The sequence below is a fragment of the Paraburkholderia sp. SIMBA_027 genome (genome assembly GCF_046535315.1).
In the GTDB taxonomy this organism is placed as follows: domain Bacteria; phylum Pseudomonadota; class Gammaproteobacteria; order Burkholderiales; family Burkholderiaceae; genus Paraburkholderia; species Paraburkholderia tropica.
This window is the reverse complement of sequence record NZ_JAWRWY010000574.1, coordinates 1-272: the sequence shown is the minus strand read 5'-3', so window position 1 is coordinate 272 and position 272 is coordinate 1. Positions and strand designations below refer to the sequence as shown.

General features: G+C 23.9%; 1 protein-coding gene. It reads left to right on the top strand.

Annotated elements, in window-relative coordinates:
• The coding region (locus tag SB764_RS40305; RefSeq protein WP_410866796.1) for a hypothetical protein at nt 1-272 on the top strand (272 nt) is incomplete at both ends.

Sequence of the window (272 nt, the reverse complement as noted above, 5' to 3'; positions counted from 1 at the left end):
ATCACTACTAATTCTTATCTAAAAGATCTAAATAATGAGCTTGATATATATGTGGAAAATTTTACAACAACTTACGACAATAAAATAGTCAACTTATTTATAACAAAAGAATTAAAAAAAGCTATAAGTCTACAGAATAAAAATTATTATCAGGATGTTTTAGTAATAAAGTACATAGTTAAAAACTCTTCTGGAGTAGAATTACAAAATACTCAAAACATGGTTTTAAATAATGAATCCTATTTTAATATTGTAAGTATGGGAACGAGACC